Consider the following 9,232-nt stretch of genomic DNA (forward strand, 5'->3'; position numbering starts at 1 on the left):
AGGTATTCACCAAGACGGAATGTTAAAAGATAAAAGAACTTACGAAATTATGTCTCCGCAGGATGTGGGAGTGCCAGAAAGTTTATTGGTACTCGGTAAACATTCCGGCAGACATGCTTTCTTTAAAAGGTTAAAAGATTTAGGTTATAAATTACAAACGGAAGTAATGGAACAGTTATTTACAAAGTTTAAACTTTTGGCGGATAAGAAAAAATGTGTGTTCGATGATGATATAAATTCGTTGGTTGAACAATCCGTTTCCGGAGTTAAGGAAGTTTATACCATAGATTATGTAAATGTTACTTCCGGTGTAGGTGTAATTCCTACGGCTACCATAAGACTTATAAAAACAATTAAAAATAAAAAAGAAGTTATACAGGAAGCAGCTTGCGGGTCGGGTCCCGTCGATGCCGCATATAAAGCAATTGATAAAATTACGGGAATAACCGTCAGCTTGGAAGACTATACTTTAAGGGCTGTTTCAAGCGGTGAAGATGCACAAGGTGAAGTAAATGTTAAAGTAAAATATGACGGTGCAAATTATATAGGCAAAGGAATGTCTACCGATATTGTCGAAGCAAGTATAAATGCTTATATTCATGCAATAAATAAAATTGTTGTTATGCAAATCGGAGGGAAAAAATAAAATGGGTCAAACAATAACGGAAAAAATATTGGCAGCTCATTGCGGTAAAAAAGTTGTGGTCCCGGGTGAATTTATAGAACCGAAAATTGATATTTCTTTATCCAACGATGTTACCGCACCCTTGGCAATAAAAGAATATTTAAAAACAGGTAAAAAGAAAGTTTTTGATAAAAATAAAATTGCCCTTGTAATGGACCATTTTACACCTAACAAAGATATTAAATCTGCCGAAAATGTTAAATTTGTCAGAGAATTTGCCAAAAAAGAAAAAATTAAACATTACTATGAAGGCGGTAATGTAGGTATAGAACATGCTTTACTTCCGGAAAAAGGAATAGTTGTTCCGGGCGATATTGTTATCGGGGCCGATTCCCATACATGCACTTACGGGGCACTCGGTGCATTTTCAACCGGTGTCGGTTCAACCGATGTCGGTGCTTCACTTGCAACGGGTAAAGTGTGGTTAAAAGTTCCTCAGTCTGTAAAATTTGTTTTAAAAGGAAAATTAAATAAATTTGTAAGCGGTAAAGATTTGATACTTTACATAATCGGTAAAATAGGTGTTGACGGTGCGTTGTATCAAACAATGGAATTTACGGGTGAAACAATAAAAAATTTAAAAATGGCAGACCGGCTTACAATGGCAAATATGGCTATTGAAGCGGGCGGAAAATCCGGTATTTTCCCCGTAGATAAAATTACTTTGGACTATGTTTCAAAAAGAGCTTTAAGAAAATTTAAAATTTATGAAAGTGATAAAGATGCAAAATATGCAAATGTTATGGAAATAGATTGTTCAAAAATTTATCCGCAAGTTTCGTTACCGTTTTTACCGTCTAATGCAAAAGCGGCAAAAACTATGAAAAAAACTTACATAGATCAGGTTGTTATAGGTTCTTGCACAAACGGAAGAATTGAGGACTTAAGGGTTGCTGCTTCAATTTTAAAGGGCAGAAAAGTAAACAGTAATGTCAGAACAATTATTATACCTGCAACACCGCAAGTTTATGCCGATGCATTAAAAGAAGGTTTAATGAAAATATTTATAGAAGCAGGTGCAATAATTTCAGCACCTACTTGCGGTCCGTGTTTGGGCGGACATATGGGAATTCTTGCTAACGGAGAAAAATGTGTTTCTACAACAAACAGAAATTTTGTGGGCAGAATGGGGAATACCAAATCCGAACTTTTTTTGGCAAGCCCTGCAGTTGCAGCGGCTTCTGCAATAAAGGGATATATAGCAGATCCTAATAATGTATGAGGCAGTTGAGTGGGAATCTAAGTTTTTTAGATTATTGGGTTATTAGAAGGTTATAGGGGTATAGATTGTAACGATAGTTTAGTGTTGATGGTTGAGGGCTGAGAAGTTTGTTGTAAAAATCGCAAAGTGATTTTTTAAGGTTTAATTATGTCTGATTTAGATTTAAAAGAAACGGAAGTTATTGAACGATTAACAAAAAAATTACAAAAAATGGGTTCGCTTTATAAAAATTTGATGCAAGAAAATGAAACTTTAAAAGCTGAAGTTTCTTTTTATAAAAGTGAGGCGCAAACTCACAGTAAAAGATTTAATGAAAACCGGTTATTGAAGGATAAACAAAAAAAAGCTATAATTAGAATTGAAAAGTTATTAAAAAGGATAAATTCTTTACAATAGTATGGGTAATAATTTTAATATTATGGGAACAACCGTCTATATAGATGATGAAGATTCTTTATTATCATCTCAGGTTGTTGACTATGTAAATGAAGTTTATAATAAAATTTTGTATGAACAGTCGCAAAACGGCGGAAAAATAAATACAAATATAGCAAAGGTTTTTGCTACTTTTTATATAGCTAAAGAGTTGTGTGCAATGAAGGGAAATAACGAAAATTTTCAAGATAAAAATATTAGAAAAGTTGAAAGTTTAATAAATTTTATTGACAGTTTGGTTTTGCCTGAACAATAATATTTCCCTGCATTGTTGGTGTTTTAAGTTAATGTATTTATTCCGATGAAGTTCTTTAAGAGAAGCTTACGTGAGTTATGCTTAAGTGCATAAACCGTATTTCTCACCTGAAAATAAAGGGCTTTAAATGCTTAACTGACACGGCAAGTGTGGGGTTTTTTATTTTTTAATTTATGGGAACAGGTAATGAATATTTTGGTTGAACAGAAAAAAAGTAAAATAAGATACGAATATTTAATGATAAGAAATAAAATAGAATTTGAAGCAAGGAATTCTTACAGTAGCGGTATTTTGGAAAAAATAAAAAGTTTAAAAATATATGCCGAAGCTAAAACGATAATGTTATATCTTTCCTACGGTTCCGAAGTTATAACCGATATTATGATAAAAGATTTTTTGCTTGACGGAAAAGAAGTTGCCGTTCCCATAATATTAACACCGGGTGATGGTATTATGCAAGCAATAAAAATAAATTCGTTGGAAGAGTGTAATGTTAAAGTATATGGTATAAGGCAACCTGAATTTGATGAAAATTTGATAGTAGATAAAAATGATGTTGATTTGATACTTGTTCCGGGAATAGTTTTTGATGAAAAAGGTTACAGAATAGGTTACGGAAAGGGTTATTATGACAGATGGCTTGACGGAACCGATATAAAAAAAAGAATCGGGTTGGCTTATGAAGTTCAGGTGGTTTCGGAACTTCCGAAAGGAAAATATGATTTGCCGGTAGGTATGTTGGTAACGGAAAAACAAATTAAAATTTGCGAAACAAATTTGGCTTAGAGTTGAAAACTGAGGAGTTTAACGTTTTTTTGTTAAACTATCAGCTGCTCAGCTTATCAGCTAAAAAATCGCAAAGCGATTTTTTTAAAGGAGATAATATGACAGTCGAGTTTTTATTGATTTTAATAGGTGTAGCTTGTGTTTGTTTTGTTTTAGGTTTTGTAATAAGATATGTATATGCAAAAATCGATTCTTCATCCGTGGAGCAGGTTTCAAACAGAATTATAAATGAAGCCAAAATGCTTGGTGATGCAAAAACAAAGCAGATGTTGATTGAAGCAAGAGAACAAATTGATAACGAAAGAAAAGAATTTGATAAAGAAATGAAGGAAAAGAAAGTTGAAATTCAAAATTCCGAAAAAAGACTTTTACAAAGAGAAGAATTTCTTGATAAAAGGGTAGAAACTCAGGATAGAAAAGATAAAGAATTTCAACAAAAAGAGAAAGATTTGGAATTAAAAGAAAAAAGTATTAGCGATAAAATTGTTGAAATTGATAACATAAAAAACGAACAGAAAAAAGTTTTGGAAAAAATTTCAGGTATTACAAGAGAGGAAGCAAAACAAACTTTAATAAAAGAAATGCTTGATGAAGCAAAAAGAGATGCCATTGTTTATTCTCAAAAAATAGAACAGGAAACAAGAGAAAATGCAAATAAAAAAGCAAAGGAAATCCTTTCTGTAGCAATACAAAAAGTTGCAGCCGACCACACCGTTGATACCACAACATCAACCGTTCAAATTCCAAACGATGAAATAAAAGGAAGAATAATAGGAAGAGAAGGCAGAAATATCAGAGCATTTGAGCAGGCAACGGGTGTTGATTTGTTGATAGATGATACACCGGAAACAATTACGATATCGGCTTTTGACGGCGTTAGAAGATATATTGCAAAAAAATCTTTGGAAAAATTAATTGCTGACGGAAGAATACACCCAGCAAGAATTGAAGAAGTGGTTCAAAAAATACAAAAAGAAGTGGATGAAGAAATAAAAAATATAGGTATGCAGGCCGCTATTGATTCCGGTGTTCCGAATTTACATCCTGAAATTATTAAATTACTCGGAAGGTTACATTTCAGAACTTCTTACGGGCAGAACCAATTGCAACATACACTTGAAGTTACATGGCTTGCAGGTGCAATAGCGGGAGAACTCGGTGTGGATATTGCTTTCTGTAAAAAAGCAGGTTTAATGCACGATATAGGAAAAGCCGTTGACCATGAAGTTGAGGGAACTCATCATCAAATATCGGCGGATTTGGCTAAAAAATTCGGTGAATCTCCGAAAATGATAAATGCAATTTTAGCTCATCATGAGGGCTTTGCCGAACCGAAAAGCGCAGAGGCATTTGTATTGATTGCTGCCGATGCAATATCTGCTGCAAGACCCGGTGCAAGAAGAGAAACAATTGAAAGCTATTTAAAAAGACTTGAACAATTGGAAACCCTTGCCAAAAATTTTAAAGGTGTAGCTTCCGCTTATGCAATTCAGGCGGGAAGAGAAATAAGAGTTTTGGTTGAACCCGAAAATATAGATGATCAACAGGCGCAAATAGTTGCACATGATATAGCTAAAAAAATTGAACAGGAACTTAATTATCCCGGGCAAATTAAAGTTACGGTTATTCGTGAAGTTCGTGCTCAAGATGTAGCCAAATAAAAAATGCGAAGCATTTTTTGAGGTATAGAGGTATAGAAGTATAGAAGTATAGAAGTATAACGACAAAAGGAATAGATGTCATTTCGAGCGATAGCGAGAAATCTTGTCGTTGTCATTTCTTTTGTTTCTATACATCCGTTCATCAATACATCTATACATCAAAAAAATCGCAAAGCGATTTTTATTATGTTTGATTTTGAAATAGAAAACAACAACCAGAATGATGATGATGGAAAATTAATTTATTCCGTTACTCAAATAAACAATGAAATAAAAATTATTTTGGAAGAAAATTACCCGCAGGTTTGGATTTGCGGTGAAATATCAAGCTGCAAAAAATATTCTTCCGGTCATTTATATTTTAATCTTAAAGATGAACAATCCCAAATTTCTGCCGTTATGTTTGCGGGTTATAATCAGAAACTGAAATTTATTCCGAAAGACGGAATGCAAGTTTTGGCGTACGGCAGAATTACTGCATATTTACAAAGAGGTTCATATCAGGTTCAGGTGTTTTTTATGAAGGAAGCCGGCATCGGTACTCTTCAGGAAAAATTTGAAAAACTTAAAAATAAACTCTTAAAAGAAGGTTTGTTTGACGAAAATCATAAAAAACAAATTCCTTATTTGGTTAATAAAATAGGTGTTATAACTTCAAAAGACGGTGCCGCATTACATGATATTTTATCCGTTCTTAACAGAAGATATTCAAATGTTCAAGTTTTAATTTATCCCGTTAGGGTTCAGGGTGAAACCGCAAAATATGAAATAGAAGAAGCAATAAAATATTTGAATAAAAATCATAAAGAATTGGATGTTTTACTTGTCGGCAGAGGCGGTGGCAGTTTGGAAGACTTGTGGGCTTTTAACGAGGAAAATGTTGCTCGTGCAATTTTTAATTCGGAAATTCCCGTAATTTCATGTGTCGGGCATGAAGTTGATTTTACCATAGCCGATTTTGTTGCCGATGTAAGAGCGGCAACTCCTTCGGTTGCTGCCGAAATTGTTGCCAAAAATAAAATTGATTTGGAAGAGAAAATAGAAAAATTACAAAATGTAATAATTGATAAAATGGAAAGTTTAATAAGTATTTATACCGATAAAATAAATTATTTAAAAAATTGCAGAGCATTATCAAAACCTTATTTGATTTATGAGGATAGAATTCAATATGTTGATGATTTAAAAGAAAAAATAATATTTTATATTAAAAATATTATTGAAAATAAAAATCATAATTTACAATTAAAAATTCAAAAACTTGATTTATTGTCGCCTCTTAAAATTTTACAAAGAGGATATTCCGTTTGTTTTGATAAACAAGGTAATGTTATAAAAACAAAAAAACAAGTTAATGTTGATGATATAATAAATATAAAATTAACGGACGGTAATATAGAAACAAAAGTTGTAGAGGAATAATATGAAAAAAAATACATTTGAAAATTCTTTAAATAGATTGGAAACAATTGTTGATGAAATGGAAAATTCACAACTTGACATAGATAAAGCAATGAAACTTTTTGAAGAAGGAATTTCTTTGGTTAACGAATGCTCCGATAAACTTAACGAAACAAAAAAGAAAATAGAGATTATTATGGAAAAAAATGGTAAAATAGATAAAGAAAATTTCGTTGAGGATAAAAAAGAAAATGAAGAAAACCAAACAGTTTGATTTAAAGAAATATTTACAACAAAAAGGAAAGTTTGTAAATAAATTGTTAGTTAAATATTTGCCTGAAGATAATTCTATAATGTCTCGGGCAATGAGGTATTCCGTTCTTGCAGGCGGTAAAAGGTTGCGCCCTGTTTTGGTTATGCTCGGTGCCGAAACTTTCGGTTTAAATATAAAGAAAATAGAGTCTGCAATCTGTGCCGTTGAATTTTTACATACGTATTCATTAATTCACGATGATTTGCCTGCAATGGATAATGACGATTTAAGAAGAGGTAAACTTACAAGCCATAAAAAATTCGGTGAGGCAGCAGCTATACTTGCAGGTGATGCACTTCTTACGGAAAGTTTTAACCTTATTGCAAAAGCAAATGTTCCTGCAGAAAGAATTGTTAAAGCAATAAAAGTGTTTGCCGGTTATTCCGGTTTTAAAGGAATGATTGCGGGACAAGTCGAAGATACAATAGAAGCGGGAAAATGGAATAAGAAAAATATTTCTTTTTGTAAAAAGAAATTGGAATATATTCATATACATAAAACATCCGATTTGATAAAAGCAAGTTTGTTAACCGGGGCGATACTTGCAGGTGCAAAAGATAAATCTTTAAAAGCACTTGAAAAATACGGGCATAACATAGGTGTTGCTTTTCAAATTGCCGATGATATTTTGGATGTTTATGCGGATAAAAAATTGTTGGGTAAAAACGGCAGTGATAAAGATAACGATAAATTAACTTACTTGCGTTTGTACGGGAAAGAAAAATCCGAGCAGAATGCAAATAAATTAATTAAGGAAGCAAAAAAAGTTGTTTCCGGTTTTAAATTAAATAAAGAAGTTTTTGAATCTTTAGCCGACTATATGATAACAAGAAAGTTCTAAAACAAATTGCAAAGCAATTTGTTTTAGAACTTTAGCTTAGAGGGTTGAGAGCTGAAATGCTGAAAGGTTTTTAGAAGAAAAATAAATAATTAGATTTTTCGCCATACCGAAAACTTATCAGCTTTTAAGCTTTTCAGCTTATCAGCTAAAAATTTGTGGAGCAAATTTTTATGTCAATTTTGGAAAATATATCAAAACCGAACGGGATAAAAATAATAAAAAAAGAATTACTGCCGCAACTTGCAAAAGAAATAAGGACGAAAATAATAAAAACAACATCAAAAACAGGCGGGCATATTGCTTCAAGTTTAGGTGTTGTCGAATTGACCATAGCTCTTCATTATTGTTTTGATGTTGAAAAAGATAAGTTTATATGGGATGTAGGTCATCAGGCATATGCACATAAAATACTTACCGACAGAAAAGATAAATTTGAAACATTAAGACAATATAAAGGTATAAGCGGTTTTCCGAAAATTTCGGAATCTAAATATGACAGCTTCGGAACCGGTCATGCTTCAACTTCAATTTCTGCAGGTTTGGGTTTTGCCGTAGCAAGGGATTTGGAAAATCAAAATTATAAAGTTGTCTCGATAATAGGTGACGGTTCAATGACCGGCGGGCTTGCTTTTGAGGGGCTGCAAAATGCCGGAACACTCGGCAAAGATATGCTTGTTGTTTTAAACGACAACCAAATGTTTATATCTCAAAAAGTGGGAGTGTTGGCAGGATATTTTGCAAATCTTTTAACTGCAGCCGGTGTGCAAAAAATAGAAGAACGTGTTTTAAAAATTGCCTCAAAATTAAAATTTTTAAGTTTTAATTCAATCAAAAAATTGGTTAAAAGGTTTAAAGTGATATTGTTTCCCGGCTTGATGTTTGAAGAAATGGGTTTTACTTATGTAGGTCCTATAGACGGGCATAATATAAATAAACTTATTGATATGTTATCAAAAGTAAAAAACTTTAAAGGACCTGTTCTTTTACATATTGTTACAAAAAAAGGAAAAGGTTATAAGTTTGCCGAAGCAGCACCTACAAGGTTTCACGGTATAGGTCCTTTTGATATAAAAACCGGAAAAACACTTTCCTTAAAAAAAGTTACATATACCGAAGTTTTTTCAAAAGCCATAGTAAAACTTGCACACAATGATGACAAAATAGTCGCAATTACTGCAGCTATGCCGGACGGAACGGGTTTAAAAGAATTTTCAAAAAAATTTCCCGACAGGTTTTTTGATGTAGGTATAGATGAAGGGCATGCCGTTACTTTTGCGGCGGCGCTTGCAGCCGGCGGTTTAAAACCGGTAGTTGCAATATATTCAACTTTTATGCAAAGGGCTTTAGATAATATAATTCATGATGTTGCATTGCAAAATTTACCTGTGGTTATGATGCTTGACAGGGCAGGTATTGTCGGTGAAGACGGGGCAACTCATCACGGCGCTTTTGATTTTTCTTATTTAAAATATATTCCTAATTTAACTATTATGGCCCCAGCAAATGAGACAGAGCTACAAGATATGTTTAATACAGCACTTACATTAAAAGGTCCTTCTGTTATAAGGTATCCTAGAGGAAGTGGAACTAGAGTTGTATCTTTTCATAGAAATTTTGAATTTTTAGAAATAG

General features: G+C 32.8%; 10 protein-coding genes and 1 other RNA gene. All 11 read left to right on the forward strand.

Annotated features, from left to right (window positions below; genetic code table 11):
• The coding region (locus ACMUOV_RS06700) for an alpha-isopropylmalate synthase regulatory domain-containing protein (RefSeq protein ID WP_413854331.1) at window positions 1–646 on the forward strand (646 nt) is incomplete at its 5' end.
• 1 nt (window position 647) lies between these two features.
• Window positions 648–1,907 (forward strand): 3-isopropylmalate dehydratase large subunit, encoded by a 1,260-nt coding sequence (leuC, locus tag ACMUOV_RS06705; protein ID WP_413854332.1) that lies wholly within the window; start codon window positions 648–650, stop codon window positions 1,905–1,907.
• Between the two features lie 147 nt (window positions 1,908–2,054).
• Window positions 2,055–2,303: a hypothetical protein gene (locus ACMUOV_RS06710; protein ID WP_413854333.1), complete on the forward strand. Its 249-nt coding sequence runs from the start codon at window positions 2,055–2,057 to the stop codon at window positions 2,301–2,303.
• A gap of 1 nt (window position 2,304) precedes the next feature.
• A complete protein-coding gene (locus tag ACMUOV_RS06715; protein ID WP_413854334.1) occupies window positions 2,305–2,598 on the forward strand; it encodes a hypothetical protein in 294 nt (97 codons plus the stop codon).
• A 1-nt stretch (window position 2,599) separates the two neighbouring features.
• Window positions 2,600–2,758, forward strand: a non-coding RNA gene (gene ssrS, locus ACMUOV_RS06720) — 6S RNA.
• Window positions 2,759–2,784: 26 nt separating this feature from the next.
• A complete protein-coding gene (locus tag ACMUOV_RS06725; RefSeq protein WP_413854335.1) occupies window positions 2,785–3,384 on the forward strand; it encodes a 5-formyltetrahydrofolate cyclo-ligase in 600 nt (199 codons plus the stop codon).
• 98 nt (window positions 3,385–3,482) lie between these two features.
• Entirely contained in the window at window positions 3,483–5,045 is a 1,563-nt protein-coding gene (rny, locus tag ACMUOV_RS06730) for a ribonuclease Y (protein WP_413854336.1), read from the forward strand.
• A 186-nt stretch (window positions 5,046–5,231) separates the two neighbouring features.
• Complete coding sequence (gene xseA / locus ACMUOV_RS06735; protein ID WP_413854337.1) at window positions 5,232–6,467, forward strand: exodeoxyribonuclease VII large subunit; 1,236 nt, start codon at window positions 5,232–5,234, stop codon at window positions 6,465–6,467.
• Between the two features lies 1 nt (window position 6,468).
• Window positions 6,469–6,720 (forward strand): exodeoxyribonuclease VII small subunit, encoded by a 252-nt coding sequence (xseB, locus tag ACMUOV_RS06740; RefSeq protein WP_413854338.1) that lies wholly within the window; start codon window positions 6,469–6,471, stop codon window positions 6,718–6,720.
• Window positions 6,698–7,600: a polyprenyl synthetase family protein gene (locus tag ACMUOV_RS06745; RefSeq protein WP_413854339.1), complete on the forward strand. Its 903-nt coding sequence runs from the start codon at window positions 6,698–6,700 to the stop codon at window positions 7,598–7,600. Before xseB ends, ACMUOV_RS06745 begins: the two co-directional genes overlap by 23 nt.
• A 170-nt stretch (window positions 7,601–7,770) precedes the next feature.
• A partial coding sequence (dxs, locus tag ACMUOV_RS06750) for a 1-deoxy-D-xylulose-5-phosphate synthase (RefSeq protein ID WP_413854340.1) occupies window positions 7,771–9,232 on the forward strand: 1,462 nt, incomplete at its 3' end.

This window comes from Candidatus Ruminimicrobium bovinum (assembly GCF_902760015.1).
In the GTDB taxonomy this organism is placed as follows: domain Bacteria; phylum Elusimicrobiota; class Endomicrobiia; order Endomicrobiales; family Endomicrobiaceae; genus Ruminimicrobium; species Ruminimicrobium bovinum.